The organism is Caballeronia choica, assembly GCF_001544535.1.
GTDB lineage: Bacteria > Pseudomonadota > Gammaproteobacteria > Burkholderiales > Burkholderiaceae > Caballeronia > Caballeronia choica.
Window position 1 is genome coordinate 1 of sequence record NZ_FCON02000554.1, and the last position, 794, is coordinate 794.

Annotated in this window: 2 protein-coding genes; both read left to right on the forward strand. The window is 65.5% G+C overall.

Features of this window, described 5'->3' with window-relative positions:
* The first annotated feature begins 42 nt into the window (after nucleotides 1-42).
* Nucleotides 43-207: a hypothetical protein gene (locus tag AWB68_RS48725; RefSeq protein ID WP_160110212.1), complete on the forward strand. Its 165-nt coding sequence runs from the start codon at nucleotides 43-45 to the stop codon at nucleotides 205-207.
* The coding region (locus AWB68_RS45675) for an IS3 family transposase (protein ID WP_087650520.1) at nucleotides 204-794 on the forward strand (591 nt) is incomplete at its 3' end. The genes AWB68_RS48725 and AWB68_RS45675, both read left to right, overlap by 4 nt.

Below are 794 nucleotides of genomic sequence, written 5' to 3' on the forward strand. Positions count from 1 at the left end.
TCGGTACCGATATACCGGCTCGAAGAATAGCGCGAGCGTGCCTTGGCCGGTATCGATGCTGGCCTCAAGGAGCGCGAGAACGATCCGCTGGAGGCAAAGCTTGGCGAGGCGACCCGGCGCATTGGCGAGCTGGTCATGGAAAACGAACTGCTGCGCAAGGAACGGCAGGCCCGACACCCTTTGGTCAACCGGAGGTCGTCGAAATGAGCCGAACGATCTCCGCTGGCATCGGCAAGCCTTATGGGCTGGAGCGAGTCTGTCGGGTGCTCGGATTCCCGCGTTCGACGATCTATGCCGCTCGTGCGCGCGAGTCGAGCAACGTGGTGCCACTCGTGGCACAGCGGCGCGGCCCGAAGCCAAGGATGCCCGACGCCGACCTTCTGAATGCCATCCGGGCTGATCTGGCGGCCTCGCCGTTTATCGGCGAGGGGCACCGCAAGGTATGGGCGCGCTTGCGTATCCTGCGCGACATCCGCGTCTCGCGCACCCGCGTGCTGCGGCTGATGCGGGAGAACGCTTTGCTGTCGCCGCATCGTCGGCCTCAGGGTAAGTCGTCTCTGCACGACGGCACGATCACGACGAGCCGCCCGAACGAAATGTGGGGCACCGACGGCGTGCGCATCGAGACCGTGGATGACGGCTGGGTCTGGGTGTTCTCGGCGGTTGATCATTGCGACGCCTGCTGCGTCGGCATCCATGCGGTCAAGACGGGCAACCGGTTCGCCGCCTTGCAGCCGATCGCACAGGGACTGCTGGGTGAATTCGGCGGCACGGGTGCCGAGGTTGGTCGGGGC